Annotated in this window: 10 protein-coding genes, 1 tRNA gene and 3 pseudogenes; 7 read left to right on the top strand and 7 right to left on the bottom strand. The window is 60.9% G+C overall.

Going from position 1 to position 12,159, the window contains the following annotated elements; all coding sequences use genetic code 11:
• Window positions 1-192: 192 nt before the first annotated feature.
• Complete coding sequence (locus ACA051_RS24955) at window positions 193-1,611, bottom strand: short-chain fatty acid transporter (RefSeq protein WP_497372330.1); 1,419 nt, start codon at window positions 1,609-1,611, stop codon at window positions 193-195.
• Between the two features lie 201 nt (window positions 1,612-1,812).
• Here ACA051_RS24955 and ACA051_RS24950 point away from each other — a divergent pair, with 201 nt between their 5' ends.
• From ACA051_RS24950 to ACA051_RS24935, 4 genes and pseudogenes are all read left to right on the top strand, one after another.
• Complete coding sequence (locus ACA051_RS24950) at window positions 1,813-3,126, top strand: MFS transporter (protein ID WP_497372328.1); 1,314 nt, start codon at window positions 1,813-1,815, stop codon at window positions 3,124-3,126.
• 80 nt (window positions 3,127-3,206) lie between these two features.
• A pseudogene (locus ACA051_RS24945) lies at window positions 3,207-3,983 on the top strand (PAS domain-containing protein); the annotation flags it as partial.
• Entirely contained in the window at window positions 3,963-4,571 is a 609-nt protein-coding gene (locus ACA051_RS24940; RefSeq protein WP_497375636.1) for a methyl-accepting chemotaxis protein, read from the top strand. The pseudogene ACA051_RS24945 and the gene ACA051_RS24940, both read left to right, overlap by 21 nt.
• A 58-nt stretch (window positions 4,572-4,629) precedes the next feature.
• Window positions 4,630-5,229, top strand: coding sequence for a flavin reductase family protein (locus tag ACA051_RS24935; protein WP_497305442.1), 600 nt, complete (start codon window positions 4,630-4,632; stop codon window positions 5,227-5,229).
• Between the two features lie 12 nt (window positions 5,230-5,241).
• On the opposite strand, the gene ACA051_RS24930 is transcribed toward ACA051_RS24935, so the two are convergent.
• Complete coding sequence (locus ACA051_RS24930) at window positions 5,242-5,610, bottom strand: cupin domain-containing protein (protein ID WP_497305441.1); 369 nt, start codon at window positions 5,608-5,610, stop codon at window positions 5,242-5,244.
• 76 nt (window positions 5,611-5,686) lie between these two features.
• A complete protein-coding gene (locus ACA051_RS24925) occupies window positions 5,687-6,499 on the bottom strand; it encodes an AraC family transcriptional regulator (protein WP_497372326.1) in 813 nt (270 codons plus the stop codon).
• Between the two features lie 186 nt (window positions 6,500-6,685).
• Between ACA051_RS24925 and ddlA the strand changes: the two genes are divergently transcribed.
• On the top strand, window positions 6,686-7,780 hold the full coding sequence (gene ddlA / locus ACA051_RS24920; protein ID WP_497372324.1) for a D-alanine--D-alanine ligase: 1,095 nt from the start codon (window positions 6,686-6,688) through the stop codon (window positions 7,778-7,780).
• A gap of 33 nt (window positions 7,781-7,813) precedes the next feature.
• On the top strand, window positions 7,814-8,158 hold the full coding sequence (locus ACA051_RS24915; protein WP_497305435.1) for a gamma-glutamylcyclotransferase family protein: 345 nt from the start codon (window positions 7,814-7,816) through the stop codon (window positions 8,156-8,158).
• Window positions 8,159-8,234: 76 nt separating this feature from the next.
• Here the strand turns inward: ACA051_RS24915 and ACA051_RS24910 are convergent.
• From ACA051_RS24910 to ggt, 3 genes and pseudogenes are all read right to left on the bottom strand, one after another.
• Window positions 8,235-8,606 (bottom strand): annotated as a pseudogene (locus ACA051_RS24910) (helix-turn-helix domain-containing protein).
• 3 nt (window positions 8,607-8,609) lie between these two features.
• Window positions 8,610-8,708, bottom strand: a pseudogene (locus tag ACA051_RS24905) (type II toxin-antitoxin system HigB family toxin); the annotation flags it as partial.
• 157 nt (window positions 8,709-8,865) lie between these two features.
• A complete protein-coding gene (gene ggt / locus ACA051_RS24900; protein WP_497372322.1) occupies window positions 8,866-10,698 on the bottom strand; it encodes a gamma-glutamyltransferase in 1,833 nt (610 codons plus the stop codon).
• 163 nt (window positions 10,699-10,861) lie between these two features.
• Here ggt and ACA051_RS24895 point away from each other — a divergent pair, with 163 nt between their 5' ends.
• Complete coding sequence (locus ACA051_RS24895) at window positions 10,862-11,971, top strand: DUF2817 domain-containing protein (RefSeq protein WP_497372320.1); 1,110 nt, start codon at window positions 10,862-10,864, stop codon at window positions 11,969-11,971.
• Window positions 11,972-12,042: 71 nt separating this feature from the next.
• Here ACA051_RS24895 and ACA051_RS24890 read toward each other — a convergent pair.
• Window positions 12,043-12,119: transfer RNA gene (locus tag ACA051_RS24890), tRNA-Met, on the bottom strand.
• Window positions 12,120-12,159 lie beyond the last annotated feature (40 nt).

The raw sequence follows: 12,159 nt of genomic DNA, 5'->3' as shown, positions 1-12,159 counted from the left end.
TATTATTTGCTACGGAACGTGGTTTGGCGTGCAGGGATTGACGAATTACGTCTTCGAATACAGCCGAGCCCTAATGTGGGAGCGGGCTTGCTCGCGAAAGCGATGTATCAGTCACTAATGATGTTGACTGTCGCACCGCTTTCGCGAGCAAGCCCGCTCCCACAATGGTTTTGTGGTGATTATCAGGTTGGGTTAAGGCATCACCGGCGCCGTATACGTCAGCGTCGTCCCCAGCGCCCACAGCAGAAACAGCACCAGCGGCGTGTGCACCAGCAATTGCACGAACGAAAAACCGATCAAGTCCCGCGCCTTCAATCCGAGCACGCCCAGCAGCGGCAGCATGTAGAACGGGTTGATCAGGTTCGGCAGGGCTTCAGCCGCGTTGTAGATCTGCACGGCCCAACCCAGGTGGTAATTCAGGTCGGTGGCCACCTGCATGACGTAAGGCGCTTCGATGATCCATTTGCCGCCGCCGGATGGGATGAAGAAACCGAGAATCGCCGAGTAAACGCCCATCAGCAGCGCATAGGTGTCGTGGGATGCAATGCTGACGAAGAAGGTCGAGATGTGGTGGGCCAGGGTCTGCGCGTCAGTGCCTTTGACCGTGGTCATCAGCGCAGCGATCGAGCCGTAGAGCGGAAACTGGATCAGCACGCCGGTGGTGGTCGGCACCGCTCGGGACACGGCATCGAGGAAGCTGCGTGGACGCCAGTGCAGCAGTGCGCCGAGCATGATGAACAGGAAGTTGTAGGTGTTCAGGCCCGAGATCGCGCTGATCGCCGGCTTGGTCGAAAACTCGTGGAACAGCCATCCCGCCGCCAGCAGTACCAATAGAATCGTCAGCAGCGGGCTGTGCTCCAGCCATTCGCCGGGACGGGTGCGCGGTTGCAGCGGTGGCAGGTTGAAACTCGGGTCGATGCCGCAGGCTTCGGCGTCGCGGGCTGTTTTCGGCCCCGGCGCGGTGGCGTAGGCAATGATCAGCGAAATCACGATCAGTGCCAGCAACATGACGCCGGACTGCCAGAGAAAAATGGTCTGGGTGAACGGAATGACGCCGGTGATCGACAGAATCGACGGCGGCAGGCTGGCCGGGTTGGCCTGCAATTGCGCGGCGGACGACGACAGGCCCAAGGCCCACACGGCGCCAAGGCCCAGATAGGCGGCAGCACCGGCGGCGCGGTAATCCATTTTCAGGTCGGTGCGGCGGGCGAGGGCGCGCACCAGCAGGCCGCCGAACACCAGCGACAGGCCCCAGTTCAGCAGCGACGCCACCATGGAAATCAACGCGACCCAGGCCACGGCCGAGCGCCCGTTTTTCGGGATCCGGGCCAGGCGGTCGATGAGTATCACCGCGGGCGGGGAGCTGGCGACGACATAACCGCCGATGACCACGAACGCCATCTGCATGGTGAATGGAATCAGGCTCCAGAACCCATCACCGAACGCCATGGCCGCGTCAGTCGGTTTGGCGCCCATGGCCAGGGTGGCCACGGTCACGATGATCACTGCCAGCGCGGCAAATACCCAGGAGTCGGGGAACCAGCGTTCGGCAAAACTTGAACAGCGCAGGGCAAAGCGGGCGGAGCGGGTATCTTCGATATCAGCGGCCACGGGAGTACCTCGAGTTTTTATGTTTATTGTGGTCTTTGGGGCGGCAAAGGCCCGTCTGGACAGGTGCCAACAGTAAATCAATCAGTCATATTCTGTGACGAAGATTAACCAGACTGAGACTTTGGTCTAACGGGTTGTCGGTGGGCGCGTTTGCGTAGACCATGGGCGCCTTGGTTTTTTGCCCGTGCCAGAGTTCTTTTCATGACTGCCAATACCGATTCGCGCCCGGCGCCGTTCAGCCGCTCGGACTACAAGACCCTTGGCCTGGCGGCCCTTGGCGGTGCGCTGGAAATCTACGACTTCATCATTTTCGTTTTTTTCGCCCTGACCCTTAGCCAGTTGTTCTTCCCGCCGGAAATGCCCGAGTGGCTGCGCTTGCTGCAAAGCTTCGGGATTTTCGTGACGGGGTATCTGGCGCGGCCTTTGGGCGGCATTCTGATGGCGCATTTCGCCGACCGGCTAGGGCGCAAGAAGGTCTTCAGCCTGAGCATCCTGATGATGGCGCTGCCGTGCCTGCTGATCGGTATCATGCCGACCTACGCCCAGATCGGCTATTTCGCACCGCTGCTGCTGTTGGTCCTGCGGGTCCTGCAAGGTGCTGCGGTCGGCGGTGAAGTGCCGAGCGCCTGGGTGTTCGTCGCCGAGCACGCGCCGGCCGGGCATCGCGGTTATGCCCTGGGTTTCCTGCAGGCCGGGCTGACCTTTGGCTACCTGATCGGCGCCCTGACCGCGACCTTTCTGGCGCAGGCGTTCAGCCCGGCAGAAATCCTCGATTACGCCTGGCGTTATCCGTTCCTGCTGGGCGGCGTGTTCGGGGTGATTGGCGTCTGGCTGCGCCGCTGGCTCAGCGAAACCCCGGTATTCATGGCGATGCAGGCGAAGCGTGATGCCGCCGTCGAACTGCCACTGCGCACGGTCTTGCGTGAACATCGCCTGGCGATTCTGCCGGCGATGCTCCTCACCTGCGTGCTGACGTCGGCGGTGGTGGTGTTCGTGGTCATCACCCCGACCATGATGCAAAAAACCTTCGGCATGACCGCCAGCCATACCTTCGCCTTGAGTGCCTTGGGCATTGTGTTCCTGAACATCGGCTGTGTACTCGCCGGGCTGCTCGTCGACCGCATCGGTGCCTGGCGCACGGTCATGCTCTATAGCCTGCTGCTGCCGCTGGGCATCGGCGTACTTTATACGTGCCTGATCACCGGGGGCGAATGGATCGGCTTGGCCTACGCGATTGCCGGCCTCGGTTGCGGGGTCGTCGGCGCGGTGCCGTCGGTGATGGTCAGCCTGTTTCCGGCGCGGATTCGCGTCTCGGGCATTTCCTTCACCTACAACATTGCCTACGCAGCGTGGGCGAGTGTCACACCGTTGTTGCTGATCGGTCTGATGCCTTGGAATCCGTGGATTTGCGTGATCTTCAGTGCGGTGATGGGCGCGGTGGGCGTGAGCAGCGCGGCGTATTTCGGCACACGGATGCCCCGGGTTGAACATTGCCCGGCCGCTGGCGCGGCGTGAGTAAACAGCCTGATAGGCGTGCCACAACTATTTTTGTAGGACAACCCTGAAGCAGGCTTCAGAAAACATCCGCAAGGCCGATGGCTAAGCTATATGCCGCTTTCTATCCCTGTCCATCGGTGCTTTCCATGTTCAACAAACGCTTGAAGCAGGAGCTGTCGGCTCTTCGCGAAGAACTCTCCAGCCTTCAGCAAGTGAAGGAAAGTCTGGAAAGCGAGATGCTGGTGCTGACCCTCGATCCCGATGGGCGGATTCAATCGGTCAACCAGAACTTCCTCGGCGAGATGCTCTACAAGAGCAGCGACCTGATCGGCCGGCAAATCGAAGACATCGTCCCGGCCCATGTGAAATCGGACGAATTCCACCACCGCTTCAAGGCTGCGCTGACCCGTGGCGAGCATTTCGCCGGCACCGTGCGTTTGTTGCGTGGCAATGGCCAGGAAGCCTGGCTGCGCTCGATCGCGCAACCGGTGCGGTCTTCGGAAGGTCGGATCAAGCACTTCTCGATTTACTCCAGCGACCTGACCCGTACCATCGAGGCGTCCCGTGAGCATGAGAACCTGATCGGCGCGCTGGTGCGTTCGACGGCGGTCATCGAGTTCGATCTCAATGGCAACGTGCTGGCGGCCAACGAGCGGTTCCTCAGCGGCATGGGTTACAGCCTGGCGCAGATCAAAGGTAAACATCACCGTACATTCTGCGAACCAGAGGATTACAACAGCGCTGAGTATCAGAACTTCTGGCGACGCCTGAACGCCGGGGAGTTCGTCGCTGGCCGGTTCAAGCGTGTGGACAGCCACGGTCGTATGGTCTGGCTGGAGGCGTCCTACAACCCGGTGGTGGACGCCAACAACACACTCTACAAAGTGGTGAAATTCGCCACGCTGATTACCGATCAGGTCAATCAGGAGCAGGCTGTCGCCGAGGCGGCCAACATCGCCTACAGCACCTCTCAGCAAACCGATCAAAGCGCCCAGCGCGGCACCGCCGTGGTGACTCAGGCGGTGGACGTGATGCGTGACCTGGCCCGGCACATGCAAACTGCCGGCGAAGGCATCGAAGCGCTGAACGAGCAGTCGCTGGTGATTGGCACCATCGTCAAAACCATCAGCGGCATTGCTGAACAGACCAACCTGCTGGCGCTTAACGCGGCCATCGAAGCGGCGCGTGCCGGTGAGCAGGGCCGAGGTTTTGCCGTGGTCGCGGATGAAGTCCGGCAACTGGCTTCACGCACCAGCCAGGCAACCGATGAAATCGTTGGCGTGGTGCGCCAGAACCAGGACATGGCGCGCAATGCCGTGGCCCTGATGACCGACGGCAAACTCCAGGCTGAACAAGGCCTGGCGCTGGCGGCGGAGGCGGGCACGGTGATTGTCGAGATCCAGGACGGTGCGCAGAAAGTGGTCAACGCGGTCGGGCAGTTTGCCAACCAACTGGCGACTTGATACCTGACCTCCTGGCGGAAATCGCTACAATCAGCGTTTTGCCCCAGGAGCAGCCCTCATGAGCGTTTCTCATCGCCGTCCGGTTCCCTTGTCCAAGGCTTATCGCTTGCTCAATCACGGGCCGACCGTGCTGGTCAGCGCGGCACATGATGGCCAGCGCAACATCATGGCCGCCGCCTGGGCCATGCCGCTGGACTTCGAACCGCCGAAAATCGCCGTAGTGCTGGACAAGTCCACCTGGACCCGACAACTGCTGGAAGCGTCGGGCACCTTCGTGCTGAACGTTCCCTGCGCGGCCCAGGCCGATATCACCCAGACCGTGGGCTCGACGTCGGGCCTGGAACTGACCCAGGGCCAGGGCCTGGACAAGTTTCAGGTGTACGGCCTGCAGACGTTCAGCGGTGAACTGATCGACGCGCCGATGCTTGAAGGCTGCGTCGCCTGGCTGGAATGCCGACTGCTGCCGGAGCCCAGCAATCACCAGCAATATGACCTGTTCCTGGCCGAGGTGATTGCCGCCCAGGCCGATGAGCGCGTATTCAGCGAAGGCCGTTGGCACTTCGAGGGACACGATGCATTACGCACCCTGCACCATGTGGCGGGCGGGCATTTCCTGGCGATCGGCGACCCGGTGGAAGGCAAGACCTTGCAGCCATAAACCGGCTGCCTTTCACACCCATACGTCATTCTGCGCCGTGCGTTCGCCACCCTCACTGCCGGTGTTCAGTACACCCTTGGGTTCGATCAGCAGCAGTTTCACTTCCTGTTCCGCGCAGGGTTTGTGCTCGACACCCTTTGGCACCACGTACATTTCGCCCGCGTTCACCAGCACGTGGCCATCGCGAAAGTCGATGCGCAGCTGCCCTTCGAGCACGATGAAGGTCTCGTCGGTATCCAGGTGATCGTGCCAGATGAAATCTCCCAGCAATTTCACCACTTTGAACTGGTAGTCGTTCATTTCGGCGATGACCCGAGGGCTCCAGTGCGAGTCGATCCGGGCGATTTTTTCAGCGAAGTTCAGGCTTTGGTAGGCGTTCATGAAGCAAGCTCCCGTGGTTGATCGTGAAGCCACGATAGTCAGCACGGCAGCAGGCTTCTTGTACGATTGTGCGCGCTCAGCGGTGGTGCATTTTCATCCAGCGGGCCGGTGACAGGCCGTAGGTCTTGCTGAATTGCCGGGTCATGTGGCTCTGATCGGTGAAACCGGCGATCAGTGCCGCACTGACCAGTGACTGGCCCTGGATCAGCAGTGCGCGGACCAGGTCCAGGCGGCGCATGGTCAGGTATCGATAAGGGCTGGTGCCGAACAGCAGGCGAAAATCCCTCGACAGACTCCAGCGATCCCGACCGCTGTGTTGCGCCAGTTCCTCCAGCGTCACCGTGCGATCCAGAGCGCTGTGGATGAACTCGCGTGCGCGCTCCGCGGCCACATAATCGAAGCTTTTGCGCTGGGTGGAGGACGCTCCCGAAACGCTGCTCAAGGCCTGCGCCAGGTCGAACAGTGCGTCCTGTTCTTCCAATGGATCGAGGGGGCAATCCAGGCTTCGCAGCAGCACATCGGTGGCGGCGAACAGGCGTGGGTCTGTCGACAATCCGGTCTTGATGAACGGCAGCGGCTGCCCGCCGAGCATTTGCTGGATCAGCGCTGGCTCGATGTACATCATCCGGTATTTGAAACCGGCCTCGGTGCCGGCCTCGCCATCGTGGACTTCGTCCGGGTGCAGCACCAACGTTCCGCCCGGCAGACTGTGGCGCCAGCCGCCGCGGTACTGAAAACTCTGCACGCCGGCCAGGGTCCGGCCGATTGCGTAGGTGTCATGGCGGTGAAGGTCGTAGCCGTGGCCGGCAAAAAACGCCTCGAAACGCTGAACCCCGCCCACGTCGGGGGCGCGGTGGAACCAGTCGATGGGAGGCGTGTGCTTGGCCATGGTGTCGTGTTCTTGAACGCAATGGAGATCACGGTAACCCAGTGACCAGCCACCTGTCTTCCGGCCGACAAAACCCTCGGGGTTAGTAGAAAACCGCAGGCAAATGTTGCAAGGTGTCGAGCATTCTCTGCAGCCTGAAAGCCGTCGGGGCGCGGGTACGTATGATCGTTCGTTGAGGTGTCTGGTATGAGCAAGCTGCGGGTCGGGATTATTTTTGGTGGTCGTTCTGCGGAGCACGAAGTGTCGCTGCAGTCGGCGAAAAACATCGTCGATGCGCTGGATCGGTCGCGCTTCGAACCGGTGCTGATCGGTATCGACAAGCAAGGGCATTGGCACCTCAACGACCCTTCGAACTTCCTGCTCAACCAGGAAAATCCGGCCCTGATCGCCCTCAACCAGTCCAACCGGGAACTGGCCGTGGTGCCGGGCAAGGCCAGCCAGCAACTGGTCGAAACCTCCGGCCAGGAACTGCTGGGCCACGTCGACGTGATTTTCCCGATCGTGCACGGGACGCTGGGTGAGGACGGTTGCCTGCAAGGCCTTTTGCGCATGGCGGATTTGCCGTTTGTCGGCTCCGACGTGCTCGGCTCGGCGGTGTGCATGGACAAGGACATCAGCAAGCGCCTGCTGCGTGACGCCGGGATTGCAGTCACACCCTTCGTGACCCTGACCCGCGCCAGTGCCGCACGCACCGGGTTCGCCGAGGTCCAGGGCAAACTCGGCCTGCCGCTGTTCGTCAAACCGGCGAACCAGGGCTCATCCGTGGGCGTGAGCAAGGTTAGCGACGAAGCCGAGTACACGGCGGCAGTGGAGCTGGCCCTGGGTTTCGATGAAAAGGTATTGATCGAATCCGCCGTCAGCGGCCGCGAGATCGAGTGCGCGGTACTCGGCAACGAGGACGCCATCGCCAGCGGGTGTGGCGAGATCGTAGTGCGCAGCGGCTTTTATTCCTACGACAGCAAATACATCGACGCTCAAGCGGCAGAGGTCGTGGTGCCGGCGAACATCAGCACCGAAGCCAGCGAGCGCATCCGCGCCTTGGCCGTCGAAGCGTTTCAGGTGCTGGGCTGTTCCGGGCTGGCGCGGGTCGATGTGTTCCTGACCGACAGCGGCGAAGTGCTGATCAACGAAATCAACTCGTTGCCCGGCTTCACCCGCATCAGCATGTACCCCAAGCTCTGGCAGGCCACCGGCATGACGTACAGCGAGCTGGTCAGCCGCTTGATCGATCTGGCGCTGGAGAAGCACAAGGCACGGCAAGCGCTGAAGATCACCCGATAAGCGGCGCGCGACTATTCAATCAAGGATTTATGGATGAGCGATTCAACGGTGTACCTGTTTTCCTACGGCACCTTGCAGGACAAAGCCGTGCAACTGGCCAACTTCGGGCGCGAGCTGACCGGCAGTGCCGATGCGATGCTGGGGTACGAGCAGTCCTGGGTCGAAATCACCGACCCAGAGGTGTTGGCCACCAGCGGCAAGACCCACCACCCGATTCTTCGTCCGGGCAGCGCCAGCAGCGCGCCGATTCCGGGGATGGTGTTCCAGATCACACCCGAGGAACTGGCGGCCGCCGACAGTTATGAAGTAGCGGATTACAAGCGTGTCAGCGTAGTCCTTCAATCCGGGATTGAAGCGTGGGTGTACGTGAGCGTGTAGTGTGCCTGCGTGATATCCGATGAGCCGGGGAGGGGAGATTTTCAGCGTCGGCCAGTACGATTCGACCGACGTTTGATCAAGCTTGTTTCAGAGGTTTAATCAGGCTCTCTGCTGGTATTCCGAACAGATCATGTAGTTTCCATATCATCGGGAGCGTCAACGCACGCTTGCCATTAAGCACTTCGTAAACCCGGTTTGTCCGGCCAATGGCAGGCGCAAGGTCCGCTGCGGAAAGACCTGATTGTTCCATGCGGAATTTTATCGCATCGATTGGATTGGGCAGATCAACTGGAAACTGCTTCGATTCATAAGCTTCGATCAGTGTGATCATGATGTCGAAATAATCCCCTTAAGGCGTACCAGGCTCTGGCTCATTGTCGAAAAGGGCAGATACAGTCTTGAGGGCTGCGCGGTAGTCCTCGTCGGTGTGAATCGGACGAATGTTCATTGGTTACTCCATCTCGACGGTATCGGCGTCGATTGCGTCGTACTGCTTGTGAGTGCCGAAAAATTTTATGTAAACGGCGCCGAAGCGATAAGCGACAGCGACTTCGGATGGCCGAATTGATGCGAAAAATGATCTTTGAACTCTATCGAAGAAGCAGTGGTTTGCAGGTAGGAAAAGTCGGCGCGAGATAGCCGATCCGGATTTATTACGTAAAAAAAAGGCCTACCTCCCGGTAAGCCTTTTCCACCCTGCGCAGGACTCAATCCCCCAACGCTGCACCCTCGCGCCGAGGATCGGCCCCACCTGCCAACGACGCTTTCCCCTGCGCATCCTTCACCCGAACAATCGCCTGGGTGCCGCTGGTCATGTCGATCTCGCTGACGCTGTGCCCTTTGTCCTTCAGCGCCTGAATCAGCCCAGCGCTGAACTGCCCCTCTTCCAGCTCCGTCGGGCCGTTGCGGCTGCCGAAGTTGGGCAGGCTGATGGCGGCTTGCGGGTCGAGGTTCCAGTCGAGCAGGCCGATGGTGGATTTGGCGACGTATTCGATGATTTGCGAACCGCCCGGCGAGCCGATGGTGGCGAGAAATTCGCCGCTCTGGCGGTCGAAGATCAACGTCGGTGCCATGGACGAGCGGGGGCGTTTGCCGGGTTCGACGCGGTTGGCGACTTTCTGCCCGTTTTCTTCGGGGATGAACGAGAAGTCGGTCATCTGATTGTTGAGCAGGAAGCCTTGCACCATCACGTGCGAGCCGAACGCGGATTCGACGGTGGTGGTCATGGACACCGCGCCCCCTTCGTCATCGACCGCCACCACTTGCGAGGTGGAGATGCGCAGCGGCGAACGGTCCGGTGCGTAGGCGACCTTGATGCCCGGCGGGGTGCCAGGTTTGGCGGTGCCCATGCTGCGATCGCCGATCAGGGCTGCGCGGCTGGCCAGATAGGTCGGGTCCACCAGGCCTTTGACGGGGACGGGCACGAAGTCGGCGTCGGCCAGATAAAGCGCGCGGTCGGCGTAGGCCTGACGCTCGGCTTCGGCGATCAGGTGCACGGCTTCTGGTGTCGGCTCGGTGCCGGCGGGTTTGTCGGTCTTGACCGGTTTCATGGAGGCCAGGGCAAAACGCTGATCGCGAACTTCCAGCGCCTGGAGTGTGCCAAGGATCTGCGCCACGGCGACCCCGCCCGACGACGGCGGCGGCATGCCGCAGACCTGCCAGCGTTTGTAGTCGGTACACAGCGGCGCGCGTTCCTTGGCCGTATAGCTTTGGAGATCATTCAGCGACAGGCTGCCGGGGTTGGCGTGGCCCTGAACCTTGGCGACGATTTCTTGCGCAACCGGCCCTTTGTACAGCGCGTCGGGACCTTCTTTGGCGATGCGCTTGAGCACGGCGGCCAGTGCCGGGTTTTTCAGCTGAGTACCCGCCGCTTTCGGGCTGCCATCGGCATTCAGAAAATACGCCACCATGTCCGGCGAGCGTCGCATGGAAGCGTCTGAAGCGATCAGCTGATGCAGGCGCGGCGAGATGGCGAAACCTTGCTCCGCGAGTCTGATGGCCGGTTCGAACAGTTGCGCCCACGGCAGACGACCGTGTTGCTGATGGGCCAGCTCAAGCGCCCGCAACACGCCGGGCGTTCCCACTGAGCGACCCCCAATCTGTGCCTGGGTGAAGGCCATCGGTTTGCCGTCAGCCTGTAGGAAAAGCTTCTCGGTGGCGCCGGCCGGTGCGGTTTCGCGACCGTCGTAAGTGCGCACGTTCTTGCCATCCCACAACACAATGAACGCGCCGCCGCCGATGCCCGAGGATTGGGGTTCCACCAGCGTCAGCACTGCTTGCATGGCAATCGCGGCATCAACCGCTGAGCCACCCTGACGCAGCATCTCGCGGCCGGCTTCGGCCGCCAGAGGGTTGGCTGCCGCCGCCATGTGTTTCGCGGCGTGCCGGGTTTGCAGGTCGGTGCGATAACCCGAGGCGACTTCCGGCGCAACCGGCAGCGTTGACGTCGGTGGGGCATTGCAGGCAGCGAGGGTCAGCGCGGTGGCGATCAGCGAAAAGGCTGACAGGCGATAGCGGCTCAAGCGAAAGGCTGAGAACACGTTGGCACTCCGTCCGTGGGAAAAGATCAGGGGACTTTATCGGCCGACAGGGCGTGGTGCAAACCACGGATGACAGCCAAGACGCTTTTGCCCTTCATGAGTTGACGGATTTTCTGTAGGGTCGAGGGCATCAGACGGGTCAGAAGATCAATAAGAGGCAGCCATGCAGACCGAGTTTCCCACGCAGCCGAGTTATCGCACGCAACGTGAACAGTTCCTCGTGGCAGCGACCGCGGCCGGAGCGACATTGACCGAATATCCGCACCCACTCAAAGGACCCTTCGGCGAGCCCTTGAGCACCGATGTTGCGGTGTTGGGGGATCCGGGTGCCAAGCGATTGCTGATCGCGTTGAGCGGCACCCATGGGGTGGAAGGTTTCTACGGCTCCGGGTGTCAGATCAAGTGGATGCAGGAGTTGAGCAAGCGTTCACTGCCGGCCGATGTCGCGGTGGTGATGATCCACCTGATCAATCCCTGGGGCACTGCATGGCTGCGTCGGGTCAACGAAGACAACATCGACCTGAACCGCAATCACCTGAACTTCCAGCGTCCGCTGCCGGACAATCAGGCTTACACAGCGCTGCATGACCTCTATGCGTTCACTGAGCTGCGGGGCCCCGAACGTGACCGCGCCGATGCCTTGCTCGACGGGCAGATTCGCGAACACGGCTGGCCAGCGGTGATGTCGATTGTCGAGGGCGGCCAACACAGTCATCCCGATGGCCTGTTTTATGGCGGGCTGGCGCCGAGCTGGTCGAACCGCACGCTGCACGAAATCCTGCAAAAACATATTGCCCACGCCGAGGTCGCGATGTGTTTCGACTTGCACACCGGCGCTGGCGAGTACGGTCATCCGATGTTACTGACCATCACCGAGGCCGCTTATCCCGCGCTGCCCGATGCGCAGGCCATCTACGGTCCTTGGCTCTACACGCTGCTGACCGGCGCCGACACTTTGAGCGAAACCGGGGTGGCCGCCACCGCGACGGGCTACACCTCGCAGGCACTGATCAATGCGCTGCCGCTGGTAAAACTGATGCCGTTTGTGATCGAGTGCGGGACTTACCCTGGGGCGGATGTTCATCGCCATTTGCGCGATGACCACTGGCTGCATCTGCACGGCAATCCAAGTGATGCGGTGGGGCGTGAGATCAAACTGAACCTGCTGGAGCAGTTCTATCCTGCCGACAGCGACTGGCAGGCGATGGTCTGGCTGCGGACTTGGCAGATTTGGGAGCGAGCGTTATCGGCGTTGCCGACGGTTCGTTCCTGAGGTGCTGTTCGAGGCACTTTTCTCGAGGCATAAAAAAACGGCCTACCTTTCGGTAAGCCGTTTTTAGTACTTGGTGGCTACACAGGGACTTGAACCCCGGACCCCAGCATTATGAATGCTATGCTCTAACCAACTGAGCTATGTAGCCAAGTGGCGCGCATTATTCACCGGTAATGCAGATGCGTCAA

This window comes from Pseudomonas sp. LBUM1669 (assembly GCF_059695705.1).
Note: the sequence above shows the minus strand (reverse complement) of the source record. Positions and strands in the feature narration are given on the sequence as shown.